This window comes from Ruegeria sp. AD11(2025) (assembly GCF_056542405.1).
The window spans coordinates 1-500 of record NZ_JBQFZU010000179.1 but is presented as its reverse complement, the minus strand read 5'-3'; the positions used below and the strand labels follow the sequence as shown (position 1 = coordinate 500).

Sequence of the window (500 nt, the reverse complement as noted above, 5' to 3'; positions counted from 1 at the left end):
GATGACCGGATCATCGGTCGTGGGTGGACCCAACCCGGTGGACGCCCACACGCTGAAACCGAAGCGCTGAAACAAGCCGGGCCAGATGCCCGTGGTGCGACAGCCTACGTCTCACTGGAACCTTGTTCCCATCATGGCAAGACACCCCCCTGCGCCGAGGCTTTGATCGCGGCCGGCGTGGCGCGCGTGGTCTCTGCTATCGAAGACAGTGACCCGCGGGTGGCGGGGCAGGGCTTTGAGATGTTACGCGCGGCAGGGATCGACGTTGTGACGGGTGTTCTGGCTGAACAGGCGGAATACGACCTGGCGGGTTTCTTGTTGAAAACCGAACAGGGCCGGCCTTTTGTGACCTTGAAACTGGCCAGCAGTTTCGACGGCCGGATTGCAACAGCAAGCGGACATAGCCAGTGGATTACAGGTCCCGGGGCGCGTCGGGCCGTTCACGCGATGCGCGCGCGCCATGACGCGGTGATGATTGGCGCAGGTACCGCCCGGGCAGA

The 500-nt window shown here is 63.6% G+C and carries 1 protein-coding gene; it reads left to right on the top strand.

The window, feature by feature from the left end; genetic code table 11:
- On the top strand, window positions 1-500 hold a 500-nt coding region (gene ribD / locus ACR1XY_RS24985), incomplete at both ends, for a bifunctional diaminohydroxyphosphoribosylaminopyrimidine deaminase/5-amino-6-(5-phosphoribosylamino)uracil reductase RibD (RefSeq protein ID WP_480597591.1).